This is a genomic window from Sulfitobacter sp. M05 (genome assembly GCF_029285175.1).
GTDB lineage: Bacteria > Pseudomonadota > Alphaproteobacteria > Rhodobacterales > Rhodobacteraceae > Sulfitobacter.
The window spans coordinates 107,591-122,562 of the sequence record NZ_JABEDH010000003.1; the positions used below are offsets into that span (position 1 = coordinate 107,591).

At 58.5% G+C, this 14,972-nt stretch carries 17 protein-coding genes; 11 read left to right on the forward strand and 6 right to left on the reverse strand.

The features are described 5' to 3' along the window. Positions 1-9 precede the first annotated feature (9 nt). Complete coding sequence (locus HKX44_RS14210; RefSeq protein WP_276152260.1) at positions 10-951, reverse strand: L-threonylcarbamoyladenylate synthase; 942 nt, start codon at positions 949-951, stop codon at positions 10-12. A gap of 130 nt (positions 952-1,081) precedes the next feature. On the opposite strand from HKX44_RS14210, the gene HKX44_RS14215 reads away from it, so the two are divergent. From HKX44_RS14215 to HKX44_RS14235, 5 genes are all read left to right on the forward strand, one after another. Then, positions 1,082-2,794: an acyl-CoA dehydrogenase gene (locus tag HKX44_RS14215; RefSeq protein WP_276152022.1), complete on the forward strand. Its 1,713-nt coding sequence runs from the start codon at positions 1,082-1,084 to the stop codon at positions 2,792-2,794. Continuing rightward, positions 2,794-3,846, forward strand: coding sequence for an MBL fold metallo-hydrolase (locus HKX44_RS14220; RefSeq protein ID WP_276152023.1), 1,053 nt, complete (start codon positions 2,794-2,796; stop codon positions 3,844-3,846). Before HKX44_RS14215 ends, HKX44_RS14220 begins: the two co-directional genes overlap by 1 nt. Positions 3,847-3,852: 6 nt before the next feature. Further along, the gene (locus HKX44_RS14225) at positions 3,853-4,326 is read left to right on the forward strand and encodes a DUF6173 family protein (protein ID WP_276152024.1); all 474 of its coding nucleotides are present in this window, start codon (positions 3,853-3,855) and stop codon (positions 4,324-4,326) included. A gap of 89 nt (positions 4,327-4,415) precedes the next feature. After that, the gene (locus tag HKX44_RS14230) at positions 4,416-4,550 is read left to right on the forward strand and encodes an aa3-type cytochrome c oxidase subunit IV (RefSeq protein ID WP_276152025.1); all 135 of its coding nucleotides are present in this window, start codon (positions 4,416-4,418) and stop codon (positions 4,548-4,550) included. Between the two features lie 101 nt (positions 4,551-4,651). Beyond that, entirely contained in the window at positions 4,652-5,257 is a 606-nt protein-coding gene (locus tag HKX44_RS14235) for a hypothetical protein (RefSeq protein ID WP_276152026.1), read from the forward strand. Here HKX44_RS14235 and HKX44_RS14240 read toward each other — a convergent pair. Together HKX44_RS14240 and HKX44_RS14245 are read right to left on the reverse strand one after the other, a co-directional pair. Further along, positions 5,246-5,572, reverse strand: a complete 327-nt coding sequence (locus HKX44_RS14240) for an AzlD domain-containing protein (protein WP_276152027.1) — start codon at positions 5,570-5,572, stop codon at positions 5,246-5,248. The two genes, HKX44_RS14235 and HKX44_RS14240, sit on opposite strands and share 12 nt — an antisense overlap. Further along, entirely contained in the window at positions 5,565-6,284 is a 720-nt protein-coding gene (locus HKX44_RS14245; protein WP_276152028.1) for an AzlC family ABC transporter permease, read from the reverse strand. The genes HKX44_RS14240 and HKX44_RS14245 overlap by 8 nt, the downstream gene beginning before the upstream one ends. A gap of 46 nt (positions 6,285-6,330) precedes the next feature. Between HKX44_RS14245 and HKX44_RS14250 the strand changes: the two genes are divergently transcribed. The 4 genes from HKX44_RS14250 to HKX44_RS14265 are packed head-to-tail and all read left to right on the forward strand — an operon-like array spanning position 6,331 to position 10,368. Then, a complete protein-coding gene (locus tag HKX44_RS14250) occupies positions 6,331-7,218 on the forward strand; it encodes a formate dehydrogenase accessory sulfurtransferase FdhD (protein WP_276152261.1) in 888 nt (295 codons plus the stop codon). Next, positions 7,215-7,817: a molybdenum cofactor guanylyltransferase MobA gene (gene mobA / locus HKX44_RS14255; RefSeq protein WP_276152029.1), complete on the forward strand. Its 603-nt coding sequence runs from the start codon at positions 7,215-7,217 to the stop codon at positions 7,815-7,817. The genes HKX44_RS14250 and mobA overlap by 4 nt, the downstream gene beginning before the upstream one ends. After that, a complete protein-coding gene (gene mobB, locus HKX44_RS14260) occupies positions 7,814-8,308 on the forward strand; it encodes a molybdopterin-guanine dinucleotide biosynthesis protein B (RefSeq protein WP_276152030.1) in 495 nt (164 codons plus the stop codon). The genes mobA and mobB overlap by 4 nt, the downstream gene beginning before the upstream one ends. Then, the gene (locus tag HKX44_RS14265) at positions 8,302-10,368 is read left to right on the forward strand and encodes a molybdopterin-binding protein (protein ID WP_276152031.1); all 2,067 of its coding nucleotides are present in this window, start codon (positions 8,302-8,304) and stop codon (positions 10,366-10,368) included. The genes mobB and HKX44_RS14265 overlap by 7 nt, the downstream gene beginning before the upstream one ends. A 2-nt stretch (positions 10,369-10,370) precedes the next feature. Here HKX44_RS14265 and HKX44_RS14270 read toward each other — a convergent pair whose 3' ends face one another. The 3 genes from HKX44_RS14270 to HKX44_RS14280 all read right to left on the reverse strand — a co-directional run bounded on the left by HKX44_RS14270 (position 10,371) and on the right by HKX44_RS14280 (position 12,454). Further along, a complete protein-coding gene (locus HKX44_RS14270; protein ID WP_276152032.1) occupies positions 10,371-11,450 on the reverse strand; it encodes a hypothetical protein in 1,080 nt (359 codons plus the stop codon). 14 nt (positions 11,451-11,464) lie between these two features. Next, on the reverse strand, positions 11,465-11,935 hold the full coding sequence (greA, locus tag HKX44_RS14275) for a transcription elongation factor GreA (RefSeq protein WP_276152033.1): 471 nt from the start codon (positions 11,933-11,935) through the stop codon (positions 11,465-11,467). A gap of 141 nt (positions 11,936-12,076) precedes the next feature. After that, positions 12,077-12,454: a VOC family protein gene (locus tag HKX44_RS14280; RefSeq protein ID WP_276152034.1), complete on the reverse strand. Its 378-nt coding sequence runs from the start codon at positions 12,452-12,454 to the stop codon at positions 12,077-12,079. An 88-nt stretch (positions 12,455-12,542) separates the two neighbouring features. Here HKX44_RS14280 and soxR point away from each other — a divergent pair, with 88 nt between their 5' ends. Then, entirely contained in the window at positions 12,543-13,001 is a 459-nt protein-coding gene (soxR, locus tag HKX44_RS14285) for a redox-sensitive transcriptional activator SoxR (protein ID WP_276152035.1), read from the forward strand. A 273-nt stretch (positions 13,002-13,274) separates the two neighbouring features. Beyond that, positions 13,275-14,921, forward strand: coding sequence for an electron transfer flavoprotein-ubiquinone oxidoreductase (locus tag HKX44_RS14290; RefSeq protein ID WP_276152036.1), 1,647 nt, complete (start codon positions 13,275-13,277; stop codon positions 14,919-14,921). The last annotated feature ends 51 nt before the right edge of the window (positions 14,922-14,972 follow it).

Here is a 14,972-nt window from a genome sequence, read left to right on the forward strand (position 1 = left end):
GGCGGTTGTCTAGCGCGGTGCGGCGGCCCGCCTTAGGCGGTCGTTGATCGCCTGACCCAGACCATGGGCGGGAATCGGGGCCACGGCAATCGGACGGGATTTGGCGTCAAGCTGGTGCAGATGGTCAAACAGGTTCGCGGCCGCTTCGCTGAGGTCGCCGATTGTCGACAGGTTCAGATCGCAGGGCATCTTGCCAAATCCCAACAGCAATTCACCGTTCTCGGCCTGAGTTGCGTTTAACCGCACTTTTGCTGCCGGTGCGTAATGCGAACTGAGCTGACCGGGAGCGGTGACATCGCCGCCACTGGGCTGGGCAAGCGGATGGCCAAGCGCTGCTTCGATGGCTTCCTGAGGGAGACCGCCGGAGCGTAAAAGTGTCGGCTGCCCGTCCCCAAGGCCGATGATTGTGCTTTCAAGACCGACGGCGCAGGGGCCATCGTTCAACACCGCGGCAATTTTGCCGGACAGACCGGCCAACACATGTTCTGCCGTGGTTGGTGAAATCCGCCCTGAGGGGTTGGCCGAAGGTGCGGCAACCGGCCCGCCGAAAGCGGCAAGCAGCCGATGTGCCGTTGCATGGGCCGGAACGCGCAGTGCAACCGTATCCAGTCCGGCAGTGACAAGAGAGGACAGCCCATGGTTCTCCCGCAGGGGCAGCACCAACGTCAGCGGGCCGGGCCAGAAGGCACCTGCCAGAATATCCGCCGCATCTGACCATTGGACATAGGCGCGCGCCATCGACGCTTGGGCCAGATGCACGATCAGCGGGTTGAAGCTGGGGCGGCCTTTGGCCTCGTAAATCCCTGCCACAGCTGCACCATTTCGGGCATCCCCGCCCAATCCGTAAACCGTTTCGGTCGGGAACGATACCAGATCACCGGCATCAAGCAGGCTGGCCGCGCGGGCAATTCCTGCGGGATCGGGAGTAAGTTCAAGCGTTTCCATTTCCATCCGTGGCCCTTTGACGCGGCGTTTTGGTTGCGGTAGGGCAACGCGGCATTCCATGTTACAAGCCATAGTTCCCTTATCAGGGCTACGGCTGACGTGCCAGCCATGCCGACTTTATCAGGAGACACTTCATATGCCATACCGCGCCGCCGTGAACGAATATCTTTTCATGATCGACAACTTATTAGACGCGGATGCCCTACGGCAAACCACCCGGTTCGAAGAAGCAACCGCGGATGTGACCGCCGCCATTCTGGAAGAGGCAGGCAAGCTGTGCGACGAAGTGCTGGCCCCGCTGCAACGCAATGGGGATCTACACCCGTCTAAACTTGAGAACGGAGTCGTGCGCACATCGCCGGGTTTTGTTGAAGGTTTCAAAGCCATTGCCGAAGGTGGCTGGATCGGCATGTCCGCAGATCCCGAACACGGCGGCATGGGCTTGCCGATGATTCTAAGCTCGGCTGTAAACGAGATGATGAGTGGCGGGTGTATCTCGCTGCAATTGGCTCCGTTGATGTCACAAGGCCAGATTGAGGCGTTGGAACACCACGGTTCGGACGCGATCAAACAGTTGTACCTGCCCAAACTGGTGTCGGGGGAATGGACCGGTACCATGAACCTGACAGAGCCGCAGGCCGGATCGGACGTTGGCGCGCTGAAGTCCAAGGCGGTTGACAATGGTGACGGCACCTATGCCGTTTCGGGCCAGAAAATCTTTATCACTTGGGGTGATAACGATGTGTCCGAAAACATCTGCCATCTGGTGCTTGCCCGTATTCCTGGCGCCCCCGAGGGCACCAAGGGTATCAGCCTGTTTCTGGTTCCCAAGTTCATTCCCAACGAAGACGGCACGCCCGGCAAACGCAATGGCGTCAGTGCCGTAAGCCTGGAGCATAAGCTTGGTTTGCACGGTTCACCGACCGCAGTCATGCAGTATGACGAGGCCACAGGCTGGCTGGTCGGCGAAGAGCAGGGCGGTATGGCCGCAATGTTCACCATGATGAACAACGCCCGTCTGGGTGTTGGTGGGCAGGGCATCGGTGTGGCCGAAGCGGCCTATCAGCACGCACTGAGCTATGCGCTTGAGCGTAAACAGGGGCGCGCCGGTGCGGACGGTGCAGGCACCATCGCGGATCATGCTGATGTGCGCCGGATGCTGGCCGAGATGAAAGCGGATATTTTTGCCGCCCGTTCTATTGCACTCAACTGTGCCTATGCGCTGGACATGACGGCGGCCACTGGTGATCCGGCATGGCGTGCGCGTGCGGCTTTGCTGACACCGATTGCCAAGGCCTTCGGCTCTGATACCGGTTGCAAGGTGGCGGATTTGGGGGTGCAGGTGCATGGCGGCATGGGCGTGATCGAGGAAACCGCCGCGGCGCAGTTCTGCCGCGATGTGCGGGTGACCACCATTTATGAAGGCACCAACGGCATTCAGGCGATGGATCTGGTGGCCCGCAAGATGATGGACGGCGGCGAGGCGGCCGGCCTGTTGTTGGACGAAATGGAAGAAGACATCGAACGGGCGCGTCCTGACTTTCCCAATATGGCAGATGCCTGCTGGCAGGCGTGCGAAAGTATGCGGGAAGCGACCGAATGGTTGGTGGCACAAGACAATATGAACAACCGTTTTGCCGGTGCGGTGCCATATCTACAGGCTTTTGCGCGGGTCTTGGGCGCGCAGCTGCACCTCAAGGCGGCAATGGCAGATAAGGGCGGACCCCGCGAAAAGCTGGCGCGATTCTATATCCTGCGGATGTTGCCGGATCATGTGGGCTTGCTGACCCATGCACAAGCCGGCGAAGCGGACCTGTTTGCCGTGACCACCGAAGCACTGGCCTCCTGATGGCGGACATAGCACCCGCGGGTCTGCGGTATCCGTTTGACACGCCACCGGTTGCCGGCAGCGCCGCAATCGAAGTCGCCCCGGGGGTGCTATGGCTGCGTATGCCGCTGCCGATGAAGCTCGACCATGTGAATATCTATGCCTTCGATGAGGGCGACAGCTGGACGATCATCGACACGGGGTTTGCGTCGAAGAAATCCAAGGAAATCTGGGCCGAGGTTCTTGCGGGGCCGTTGGGCGGTAAACCGGTGAGCCGTGTTGTGGTCACCCACCATCACCCTGATCATATCGGGTTGGCGGGCTGGTTTCAGACCGAACACGGCGCCGAACTGGTCACCACGCGCACGGCATGGCTGACGGCACGTATGCTGACACTGGACGAACAGGAAGTGTCGCCCGAAGAAACGCTGGCGTTTTACCGGCTTTCGGGGATGGACCCTGAAATGCTGGAAAAACGACGTAAGGACAGGCCGTTCAACTTCTGTGATATTGTTGCCCCGCTGCCGCTGGGATTCACCCGTGTAAAACAGGGCGATTGTATCCGGTTTGGCGGGCGCGACTGGGATGTCCATATGGGCAACGGTCATGCGCCAGAACACGCAACCTTCTGGAGCAGGGATGACAACCTTGTGCTTGCGGGAGACCAGATTCTGTCGTCGATCAGCCCGAATGTCGGGGTTTATCCGACCGAACCCATGGCGGATCCGATTGGCGAATGGCTTGAGGCATGTGAGCGGCTGGCCCCGATGGCGCGCGCCGACCATCTGGTGTTGGGCGGGCACAAGCTGCCGTTCACCGGGCTGCCCAAGCGAATGGAACAGTTGATTGAAAACCACCACGGCGCACTAAAGCGGCTGGCGGCCTATATCGACAGGCCGAAATCCGCTTCGGAGTGTTTTTCACCTTTGTTCAAAAGAAAGATAGGTGAGGCGGAATATGGCCTTGCCCTGGTTGAAGCGGTCGCCCATTTGAGCCACCTTTACCAAAGCGGCCTTGCCACGCGGGAACTGCGTGCGGAAGATGGGGCGTGGGTGTATCAGAGCAAGGGATGAGGTGTGATGGACAACGAGATCAAGACAGCCGCTGAAGCGGTCGAAAGTGATGCCTTGCCCCGTTGTCACGAGGTGCATAGCGACCCGACACGGTCCAAAGCCAAGGCTGAAAGCCTGCCTGAATCTGTAAAGGCCGAATCGGTTGCGCAGAAAAGTCCCGCACAATGGGCCTATGAGCGCACGGTGCTGTATCTCAAGAACTTCGAAGAACAATTGGACAACGAACATGAGGTCGCCATGGGGTTTGCCGGTGGTGACGCAGGTGTGCTGCGCATTGAAGGGATGGGGTATTTCGACCCTGACATCGTGACGTTTTACGGCACAGATCCCGCGGGCGGGCGCACTCAGTTGGTGCAACATGTCAGCCAGTTGAACGTGATGTTACGGGCCTTGCCCAATGCCAAAGAAGGGGCAGCTCCCAACCGGATCGGCTTTCGGTTGGTTGAAGATTTGGAGAAGTCACAAGACGAGGTTGGCTGAACTGTGGTCAATGAGGTGTTTTGACTGGGTGACAGCGGAACCGAAATAAGATAACCAGCCGCGAAACAAGTATCTGAAGGAACCTACAGATGGCCGAACATGAACATGGCTCAATGGATTGCAGCGAACAGCAGAAAATGTTCGACGGATTCATGTCATTTACCACCAAATCCACGATTGTAATCATCGTAGCACTGGTGCTGATGGCGATTTTTGCCACGTAAATCTGCTGCTGCGGGCTTGCATTGAACCAAGGGCGTCATGCGGCAAGAACGCGGGCGTCATTTTCTATGCTGCCCGCGTACCGAAACAGGGTGCCTTGCTTGTGAAACGTTTTCTTGCCGGTCTGGCACTGATTGCCTTGGTTTCGGGATGTGCTGCCAATTCCGGCGGCGACAGTTCTTTTGATGAAATTTCTGCGGCGCGTTATCAGGCCGGAGGACAGCCGACCCTGACGGTATTCACCATGGTGAACAACCGCAGTGGCAGCGGCGGACACACTTCTTTGATGGTCAGCGGGTCCGAACGTGTGATCTTTGATCCGGCGGGGTCGTTTCGCGATGACCGTGTGGTCGAACGCGATGATGTGCTTTACGGCATGACGCCGGGTTGGGTGCAGGCTTATAAATCCGCACATGCCCGATCGACCTTTCATGTGGTGTCGCAGGAAATACCGGTCACTGCGGCGCAGGCCGAACAGGCTTTGCGTCTGGTCAAGGCAAACGGCAGTGTTGCCGGCGCATTCTGTGCAAACGCAACCTCTGGCATCCTGTCTCAGATTGACGGGTTTGGCGATGTGAAAACCACGTTTTTCCCGACCAACCTGATGGACCAGATCGAGACTTTCCCGAATGTCACCACGACGAGATTGTTCGAGGATGATCCTGACGATCTGGCCGGCGCTGTGCGCGCCGCCGCCTTAACCCAGTAGATACAACATCCCGTAGAGGGTAAATCCGCCGGCAAGCATCGCCCCAAGGACATTTTTTGTCAGCAACCCGACTGCAAGCGCAGCCGCAGCTGCGGCCAGACGCGCAGGATCGGTTTCGCCACCGGTCGCAGATGGCCACAGGACCTGTGGTGCGATCAGCGCCGGCAAAACCGCCACAGCGGTATATCGCAAATGCCGCAGCAACCATGCCGGCATCTCGCGGTCTCCGACAAAACCGGTAAAGGCAAAACGCAACAGGAAACTGCCCACGCCCAGGCCGATGATCACAATCCAAAGGGTGGTCTTGTCAATCATTTCCGTCCCCCTTCTGGGCCAGACGCTTTTCAAGCGCGGCCCCGGCAAGCATACCGGCAACCCCGCCAATGATCACTCCCATGGAATAGGGCACGCCCGTTGCAAGCAGGCTGACCACCACAGCGACGAAGGCGGCGACAACATGGGGCAGGGTGCGAAACATCGGCGCAATCATTGCCAGAAAGGTGATTGGGATCGCAAAGTCCAACGCCCAGCTGTCCGGCACTTGCGTACCCAGAACAGCGCCCACAACTGTGAAAACGTACCACAGCGGGACCACCGGCGTGACGGCACCAAAGAAATAGGCGACCCGTTGCGGGACTGTCATCTTGGGGTTTTTCTCGAATTCCGCCATCGACACCACATAGGATTGATCGACGGTCAGATAGGCGGCAAGTGCGCGCTGCCAAAGAGGGGCGGACCCGATGTAGGGGGTCAGGGAGGCCGAATACATCGCCATTCTCAAATTTACCGCCAAGGCTGAGGCCAGCACAATCATGGTCGGCGCTTCTTCTTGCAGCAGTTGCAGGGCGGTAAACTGTGCCGCACCGGCGATAACAACCAGCGAAAACACCAATGCTTCCAATACGCTTAGCCCCGCCTCGGTGGCAATCAGGCCAAACAGCGAAGCAAAGGGAATGATCACCAGAATAAAGGGTGATCCGTCGGCAAAGCCTTTTAAAAAGGCGGATTTCACGGTGGTGGTGGTCATGCGAAGCCCCTAGTTTAACGCCATGCGTAACGCCAACCAGTGGGGGATACAATTGGCCCGAGATACTGATGTCACAGAATATCTGATTGCGCCCGATCCAGCCGCTGTCAGGTTGACCCGTGCGGTACATGGTGTGGATCACGAGGGGCGCGAAACCACATTGAATGTGGTCGAAGAACGCCCGCTGACGATCTTTCTGAACGCACAGGAAATTGTGACAGCGATGACGATCGGCGACTACCCCGAATACCTCGCGCTTGGGTTTTTACGCAATCAAGGGATGTTGCGCCCAGACGAAGACATTACTCGGGTCGATTATGACGAAGAGCTTGAAACTGTTGTGGTGCGGACAGCACGGGCGACCGATTATGAAGATAAGATGCGACGCAAGACCCGGACATCGGGCTGTGCGGTGGGCACTGTTTTTGGCGATATGATGGAGGGGCTCGACGGGGTTGTCCTGCCCCAGACCGCCGTGCGTACCTCATGGCTTTATGCCCTGTCGGCCAAGATCAACCGCACGCCATCGCTTTATCTTGAGGCGGGTGCAATCCACGGTACGGTGCTGTGCCAAGAGGACAAGCCGCTGGTTTATATGGAGGACGTCGGACGTCACAATGCGGTCGACAAGATCGCCGGCTGGATGCTGTCCGAGGGGATCTCGGCAGAGAGCAAGGTGCTTTACACGACGGGGCGCTTAACCTCTGAGATGGTGATAAAGACGGCGATGATGGGTATTCCTGTGCTGGCATCGCGCTCTGGCTTTACGGCTTGGGGGGTAGAGATTGCCCAACAGCTTGGCCTAACCTTGATTGGCCGGATGAAAGGCAAACGCTTTGTCTGCCTGAGTGGCGAGGATCGGCTGATCCGGGATGCAGACCCAGCGTTGGTTGCGGATGACCCTAAGCGGTCTGGCCGCAAGGGGGCGGTATGAAACAACCACTTGGTGTGATCCTTGCCGGTGGGCAAGCGACCCGGATGGGCGGGGGCGACAAAGGCTTGTTACCGCTTGGTGGGCAAACCTTGTTGCAACGGGTTTTGGACAGGCTGGCCCCTCAGGTGGCGGATGTGGCGCTGAACGCAAATGGCGATCCGCTGCGGTTCGCGGCATTTGATCTGCCGATACTGCCTGATTCCGTCACTGGTTTCGCCGGTCCGCTGGCTGGGGTTTTGGCCGGTCTGGATTGGGCGGCGGGGCAGGGGGCGGAAACGATTGTAACAGCCGCAGCCGACACGCCGTTTTTCCCTTGTGATCTGGTGCCGCAGCTCTTGCTGCGCAGCGAAGGCATGGCGCATCCGTTGGTCTTGGCCGCGACACCCGATGCAAAACGTGGGACAGCGCGCCACCCCACCTTTGGGCTGTGGCCCGTGGCATTGCGCGACGACCTGCGCGCAGCGCTGAACGGCGGGCTGCGCAAGGTGGTGCTATGGACCGAAAAACATGGTGGGCGCGAGGCGTTGTTCCCGCAAGAGCAGGCGTTCTTCAACGTTAACACACCCGCGGATTTGGCAGAGGCGGAGGCAATGATATGAGGCTTTACGGGATTGTCGGATGGAAGAACGCGGGCAAAACCGGCCTGATGGAGCGCCTTGTCACGGAAATCACCGAGCGCGGGTTCAGCGTGTCTACCGTGAAACATGCACATCATGCTTTCGACGTTGATCATCAAGGCAAGGACAGTTTCCGCCACCGCGTCGCCGGTGCCACCGAAGTGTTGCTGGCCTCGCGCAACCGCTTTGCCCTGATGCATGAATTGCGCGATGAAGAGGAGCCCAGCCTGGCGGATTTGCTGACGCGGCTTGGTCCGGTCGATCTGGTGCTGATTGAGGGGTACAAACGCGATGGCCACCCCAAGGTCGAGGCCCATCGCAGTGTCACAGGAAACCCGTTGATCGCGCCGGAAGACCCCACCGTGCGCGCGGTTGCCAGCGACACGCCGCTGGACTTGGAGGTGCCTGTGTATGATCTGAACAACACGGTGCAAATCGCTGATTTCATTCTGGCCGAGGTGGGGCTGTGCTAGGGTTTGACACCATCGTTGCTGTTGATTGGAGCAGTGGCAACGACACCGGCCCACGCCCGCGCAAGGATGCCATTTGGGCGGCGGTTCACCGCAATGGCAAAGCACATGAACCGGTTTATCTGCGTAATCGCCAAGTGGCGCAGGAATGGCTAACGACGCTGTTTGCTGAAGAACAAGCGGCCGGTCGCCGCCTGCTGGCGGGCTTCGATTTTCCGTTTGGCTATCCGACGGGCTTTGCCACAGCGCTTGCTGGTTCTGCCGACCCTTTGGCGGTCTGGGACTGGTTTGAGGAACGGATCACCGACACCCCGCAAGAGAACAATCGGTTTGATCTAGCGGGTGCGATCAACCTTGCGCTTGGGAACGGCAAGGGGCCGTTTTGGTTCAACGGGCTGAAGCGTGAAATTGCGGGATTGGGCCGGAACAAACAAGGGTATGTAAACCTGTTTACCGACCGGCGGCGCTGTGAAGAGCTGGCCAAGGGGGCCTTTACCTGTTGGCAGATGGGCGGCACGGGCGCTGTTGGCGGGCAAATGATGACTGGTATGGCGGTGTTGGCGCGTTTGCGGCGGCAATTTGATGTGGCGATCTGGCCGTTTCAATCGCTTGATGCGCCAATCGCTTGTGTGGAAATTTGGCCCTCGCTAACGGCTGGACCCGCACCTGACGGCATGATCAAGGATGCGTGGCAAGTTGCCGAGGTTGCACGGCAAATTGCATCTTTGGGGGCCGATCGCCTGCACGAAATACTGGATGTCGAGGCACCGCAGGAAGGGTGGATTTTTGGTCTGGGGTATGAGGCGGAATTACAAACGCCCCCACTTCGCAACGATTGTTTTGCCCTGCCTGCCGGGGTTCATTGGACACCCGTGGACGAGGCGCTTGATCTGCTGAAAGACCGGTTGGCCCCTGTTGCGGGCATTGAAACACTGCCGGCCATGCAGGCTTTGGGGCGCGTCTTGGCGACACCGGTGGCGGCGTTGCGGTCAAATCCGCCGCTGCCCAATACGGCGGTTGACGGCTACGGATTTGCTGGCGGTCGCGGTGCCGGTGCGCATGTGCTGCCTTTGGCAAAGGGACGCGCGGCTGCCGGTGATGCGCCGGCAGAGCTGATCGAGGGGCGCGCGGTTCGGGTGTTGACAGGGGCCGCTTTACCGCGCGGGGTGGACACCGTGGTCTTGCAGGAAGACGTTGTTCTGAGGGACGGGGAAATCCGGTTTTCTGGTCCGGTCAAGGCTGGATCGAATACCAGAAAAGCGGGTGAAGATGTAAAGGCAGGTCAGGAAATCCTTGCCTCAGGGCGGCGACTGACACCGGCTGATCTGGCGTTGATGGCGGCGTCCGGTGTGGGCGACGTGCAATTGCGCAAGGCCTTGAGAGTGGGCATCCTGTCTACAGGGGACGAACTGGTTGAGGCTGGCGAAACAGCTGTCGCGGGTCAGATACATGACGCCAATCGGCCCATGCTGAGCGGGCTGGTGACCTCCTTTGGTCACGACTGTGTCGATCTTGGCCGCGCGCCTGATGATCGTGCCGCGTTGGGCAAGCGGCTGGATGTCGCAAGCAGCAAAGTGGATGTGATCCTGACCAGCGGTGGTGCCTCTGCGGGGGACGAGGATCATATGTCAGCGATCTTGCAAGAGGCGGGCGCATTGTCGCTTTGGCGGATTGCGATTAAACCGGGCAGGCCGCTGGCACTGGGGATGTGGAAAGGTGTACCGGTTTTCGGATTGCCGGGAAACCCAGTGGCAGCAATGGTTTGCACGCTAATCTTTGCGCGCCCTGCGATGGATGTTCTGGCCGGTGCGGCATGGGCTGTGCCGCAGGGATTTGACGTACCTGCCGGGTTTACCAAGACGAAAAAGGCCGGGCGACGCGAATACCTGCGGGCGCGTATTCGGGACGGGCGCGCCGAGGTTTTTGCCTCGGAAGGGTCTGGGCGGGTTAGCGGGCTATCGTGGGCGGAAGGATTGATCGAACTGCCCGAACCGGCCGGCACCATCAACGCCGGCGATCTGGTGCGGTATATTCCTTACGGCAGTTTCGGCGTGCAGGCCTAGCTCTAATCAAACGTGCCTGCACAGCGCCCCAGCAACATGAAGGCGCGGGCGGTTCGGGTGTCGGACAGGGCGGAAATTTCAGTGTCAGAGGCGGTTTTCTCAAAGCCTGAAAACGTCTGGTCGAACCGGCGCAGGAAGTGGTGTGCCGCGTCACGAAAGATCGGGTCCTGTTTCATCCGTGCATTTGTCAACGCCAGAGAGGATCTGTCGCGAATGCCCCCCAGCGGGGCGATGGCACGGCCGCGCGCACCTTGGGCAAAGTGCCGCCAGACTTCAGGGCGGGCCCGGTCAGGGCGCAGATCATCCATATAGATTCCATCCTGACTCATCAGGGTCAGCACGTCCTGCGATGCCTGCACCAACTGCGAGGTTGAACGGTCCTTGAGCGCCCGGCGCAGGGAGGCAAAGCCGACCTCATCTTCGGCAGTCTCGGGAAAGTTCAGGGCGCGGATAAAATCGTCATTCGACAACAGCGGGGCCATGTCAGCGGCCTGTGTCCCAAGGGCCAGAGCGGGCTGATCATCACCGGCTTTGGTGGGTTCCGGCGGTGCCTTTGGCCGGCCGGATTCATCCCGGCGCGATTGAAATGTTGCAAGGGCGGTTTCGGTTTTGCGCGCGGCGGCGGCGATCTCGTCCAGCTTGCGGGTCACAGAGGGTTCCGTGCGATTGTTTTGGCCCTGTTGCTGGGTGATATAGGCCTGCCGGATGGCATCAATGGATGATTGTAAGCGCTGGCTTTCTTCGCGCATGACGCGGCTGGCCTTTGCCGCAGTGGCCGCAACCCAGATCATCGCCACGGGCATAAAAATTGCCAGCATTGTCATCAGAAACCGCAAGCTCTGCGCGCTTTCATCGCCGCTGCTTTCATCGCGCAGGATCAGGAAAAAGAACGCAGCCCCCAGTAACCATACACCGCTGAGCGCCAGCGCAAGGATTTCGATCGAGGTGATCGTTTCCGGGCGCGGTTTGTCGTAAATGCCCAAAGATGTGGGCCGGCCCGAAATACCCGTTACTTTGACGGTGGCGGTTTGGGCCGGTGGGTTTCCGGCCTGGGCCGGGTCTGTCTGGTCTGGGTCAGTCATCTGCGCGGTCCAATTCAGGCATAGACGATCTTGAGGACCTCATAGGATCGGACACCGCCGGGGGTGCGCACTTCGACGCTGTCACCCTCATCCTTGCCGATCAGGGCGCGGGCAATCGGGGATTTGATGTTCAGCAGGCCGTCTTCGATCTTGGCCTCGTATTCGCCGACAATCTGATAGGTCTTTTCTTCGTCGGTGTCTTCATCCACCAACGTAACGACGGCCCCGAACTTGATTGATCCGGACAGTTTCGCGGGGTCAATCACATCAGCGAGTGAAATCGCCCCTTCCAATTCCTTGACGCGGCCCTCGATAAAGGACTGCTTTTCCTTGGCTGAATGATATTCGGCGTTTTCGGACAGGTCACCATGTTCGCGGGCTTCGGCGATTGCCGTGATGATGGCGGGGCGCTCGACGGTTTTCAGCTGCTTCAGTTCCGTCTCAAGGGCGGTGTGCCCGGCGCGGGTCATTGGAATCTTTTCCATGGCATTTGTCCACGTACAGAGGGCCGCGCACCGCAGTGTTGCGGGTGAACGGCCGTTAAAAGGTCAGGTCGTTGGTTACCTGACCTAAAGTGGTGTGGAAATGCAAGGCCCATCGCAGGGATGCGCGGCCTTGCGCGGGTATCAGTATTGCACAACCTCGAATTCGATCCCGTCAGCGTCGTGAAAGTAGAAGCGCCGCCCGGGTTCATAATCGGCGTGGTTGCCGGTTTTAAAGCCTTGCGCCTTTACGGCGGTTTCCATGGCATCAAGGTCTTCGACCACCACGGCGATGTGGTTCAGGCATCCGACCTGCGTATAGTTTACACCCTTGGCCAATACGTCGTCGCCGGGTGTGTAAAGGGCAACATATTGTGTATCTGTTCCGACATGCACGGTGTGCCCGCCCGCCATGGCGTCACCCTGCCAGCGGATATGCCAGCCGAAAACCGTTTCCATCCAGCGCGCGGTGGCAAGCGGATCGGGGACAGTGAAATTTGCGTGTTCCAATATGGCCGTCATGGTTTTTCCTTTGCTGTTGTCTAGGTGATAAATCCGTTGTAATTTCTAAACCTAACTTTAGGTCAAGGTATTTTTTAGGAGAATTTGAGTGGCAAAGGACGGGCTGACGATTGGGGCATTGGCGTCGCGTACGGGGTTGGCCGTGTCAGCCATCCGCTATTATGAGGCGCAGGGGTTGATTAAACCGTGGCGCAATACTGGCGGACAACGGCGGTTTGAACGGGCAGACCTACGCCGGCTCAGCTTTGTTATGATCGCCCAACAGTTCGGATTTACCCTGCCGCAGATCAAGGAACAGCTGGATCAGTTGCCCCATGGCAGTGCGCCGACCAAGAACGACTGGATCAAAATCAGCAAAGGGTTTCGCGCGACACTGGATGCACGGATCGCAACCCTGACGAAATTGCGTGACAATCTGGACGGCTGCATCGGCTGCGGCTGCCTAAGTCTGGACGTTTGCGCCTTGTATAACCCCAAGGACCGGGCGGCGGAAAACGGCAACGGGCCGCGCTATCTGATGGGGGACAGACCCGTGCGTCAGGGATAGGTCATCGTCATCCCGGTGCTTTGTTGTTTCGCCCGAAAAGCACCTGCGCCCTTCGTAAGGAAACGCTTCTTTCATTTCGGGAGCAGGCCACGGATCAACGGAACTTCGCGGCGGCGATGCCGGGGTGAGCAAAACGGCATTTTGCGTGCAAAAACGGGCAAAATTCATGCCTTAGGTGGCAACAATGGCGTTTTTACGCATCGTCCTGATTGCAATGAAGCCCCGCGTGGTTTAGCGAATTCCAAACTGTATTTGACCAAAGGAACTCTTGCCATGGCCGAGATCGAGCGTGAAGCAATGGAATATGACGTCGTCATCGTCGGGGCGGGGCCTGCGGGTCTGTCTGCGGCGATCCGGCTCAAGCAGCTTGATGCCGATTGTAACGTGGTTGTCCTTGAAAAAGGATCCGAAGTCGGGGCGCATATCCTGTCCGGTGCGGTGCTTGACCCCTGCGGTCTGGACAAGCTGATCCCGGATTGGAAGGCCAAAGGTGCGCCGCTGAATGTGCCTGTGAAAGAAGATAACTTCTATGCACTTGGCGAAGCTGGCAAGGTGCGCCTGCCAAACTTCATCATGCCTCCTTTGATGAACAACCACGGCAACTACATCGTGTCGATGGGCAATGTGTGCCGCTGGATGGCTGAGCAGGCCGAAGAGCTGGGCGTTGAGATTTTCCCGGGCATGGCCTGTTCCGAGATTGTTTATGGCGAAAACGGCGAAGTCAAAGGCGTGGTTGCTGGTGAGTTCGGCAAAAATGCAGACGGCAGTCATGGCGACGGCTATGAGCCGGGCATGGAGCTGCACGGCAAATACGTGTTCTTTTCCGAAGGTGTGCGCGGCAGTCTGAGCAAACAGGTGATTGCGAAGTATAACCTTGATGCCGATTGCGATGTGCCAAAATTCGGCCTTGGGATGAAAGAGATCTGGGAAATCGACCCGTCCAAGCATAACGAAGGCGAAGTAACCCACACCATGGGCTGGCCTTTGGGAACCAAGAACACCGGTGGTACCTTCATCTATCATCTTGAGAACAATCAAGTTTACGTCGGCATGATCGTCGACCTGAACTATAAGAACCCGCATCTCTACCCCTACATGGAGTTCCAGCGCTTTAAACACCACCCGATGGTTTCCAAGCTGTTGGAAGGCGGCAAACGCGTGGCCTATGGTGCCCGCGCCGTGACCAAAGGTGGCATTCAGTCGATCCCGAAATCTGCGTTCCCCGGAGGGGCCTTGCTGGGCTGTTCCGCAGGGCTGGTGAACCTGCCGCGGATTAAGGGCAACCACAATGCGATGCTGTCCGGTATCGCAGCGGCGGAGGCCGCGATGGAAGCGATCAAGGCGGACCGCAGCGGTGACGTACTGGAAGCCTATGACGCGGAATTGCGCAGCGGCGAGGTGGGCAAAGACCTCAAGAAAGTCCGCAATGTGGCTCCGCTGAACGGCCGCTACGGCTTGTTGGGCGGTCTTGCGATCGGTGGCTTTGACATGTGGTGCAACACGCTGGGCTTTTCCCTGCTGGGCACGTTGAAGCACGGCAAGTCCGATGCTGAATCGACAGAACCCGCTTCAAAACACAAGGTTATTGATTACCCCAAACCCGACGGCAAACTCAGCTTTGACCGCCTGACCAATGTGGCGTTTTCCTTTACCAATCACGAAGAAAGCCAGCCGGCCCATCTGACGCTGAAAGATGCCTCTGTTCCGGTTGATGTTAACCTGCCGAAATTTGCGGGCCCTTCCGCGCGCTATTGTCCGGCAGGGGTGTATGAATTTGTCGGTGAAGGCGCAGAACAGAAGTTTCAGATTAACTTCCAGAACTGTGTGCATTGTAAAACCTGCGATATTAAAGACCCCAGCCAGAACATCGTCTGGACCACTCCGCAGGGCGGCGACGGGCCAAACTATCCGAACATGTAACCGGATGCAGGCAAGAGCCTGACGGGAGCAAGACAAAAGGGCGGGGTTTTT

What these genes read in the sequence shown, in the direction of transcription:
- HKX44_RS14240 (WP_276152027.1), bottom strand. Translation starts at nt 5,572, where the DNA reads ATGATTGACAAGACCACCCTTTGGATTGTGATCATCGGCCTGGGCGTG.
- mobB (WP_276152030.1), top strand. Translation starts at nt 7,814, where the DNA reads ATGAGGCTTTACGGGATTGTCGGATGGAAGAACGCGGGCAAAACCGGC.
- HKX44_RS14225 (WP_276152024.1), top strand. Translation starts at nt 3,853, where the DNA reads ATGGACAACGAGATCAAGACAGCCGCTGAAGCGGTCGAAAGTGATGCC.
- HKX44_RS14280 (WP_276152034.1), bottom strand. Translation starts at nt 12,454, where the DNA reads ATGACGGCCATATTGGAACACGCAAATTTCACTGTCCCCGATCCGCTT.
- HKX44_RS14290 (WP_276152036.1), top strand. Translation starts at nt 13,275, where the DNA reads ATGGCCGAGATCGAGCGTGAAGCAATGGAATATGACGTCGTCATCGTC.
- mobA (WP_276152029.1), top strand. Translation starts at nt 7,215, where the DNA reads ATGAAACAACCACTTGGTGTGATCCTTGCCGGTGGGCAAGCGACCCGG.
- HKX44_RS14270 (WP_276152032.1), bottom strand. Translation starts at nt 11,450, where the DNA reads ATGACTGACCCAGACCAGACAGACCCGGCCCAGGCCGGAAACCCACCG.
- HKX44_RS14245 (WP_276152028.1), bottom strand. Translation starts at nt 6,284, where the DNA reads ATGACCACCACCACCGTGAAATCCGCCTTTTTAAAAGGCTTTGCCGAC.
- HKX44_RS14230 (WP_276152025.1), top strand. Translation starts at nt 4,416, where the DNA reads ATGGCCGAACATGAACATGGCTCAATGGATTGCAGCGAACAGCAGAAA.
- greA (WP_276152033.1), bottom strand. Translation starts at nt 11,935, where the DNA reads ATGGAAAAGATTCCAATGACCCGCGCCGGGCACACCGCCCTTGAGACG.
- HKX44_RS14220 (WP_276152023.1), top strand. Translation starts at nt 2,794, where the DNA reads ATGGCGGACATAGCACCCGCGGGTCTGCGGTATCCGTTTGACACGCCA.
- HKX44_RS14215 (WP_276152022.1), top strand. Translation starts at nt 1,082, where the DNA reads ATGCCATACCGCGCCGCCGTGAACGAATATCTTTTCATGATCGACAAC.
- HKX44_RS14210 (WP_276152260.1), bottom strand. Translation starts at nt 951, where the DNA reads ATGGAAATGGAAACGCTTGAACTTACTCCCGATCCCGCAGGAATTGCC.